We start from the raw sequence: 237 nt of genomic DNA, 5'->3' as shown, positions 1-237 counted from the left end.
AGCGCTCGAACAGAACATCCACAGGCTCCACATGTGAAATGTCAAAATACAGATCGCCGTCATTGACGCGAACGATCTCCACATCTTTGTGCTTTTGAAATTCATCCAATAAATGTTTCTCTTCCAGACGCAACCTTGTGTACAGAAATCCAACACGAGTCATTTGATATCTCCTTTCCTGTAAAGAACGGCAGTTACTGTTCTCTACTTATTATTCCCGTTATATTTCTTTAAAAC

The 237-nt window shown here is 40.1% G+C and carries 1 protein-coding gene; it reads right to left on the bottom strand.

Translation table 11 applies throughout. The features are described from left to right. Nucleotides 1–163: hypothetical protein (locus tag ACY9Z2_RS19370; RefSeq protein WP_463611305.1), on the bottom strand; the 163-nt coding region annotated here is incomplete at its 3' end. Between the last annotated feature and the right edge of the window lie 74 nt (nt 164–237).

This window comes from Virgibacillus sp. GM2-2 (assembly GCF_055329585.1).
This window is presented reverse-complemented; position numbering and strand designations above follow the sequence as displayed.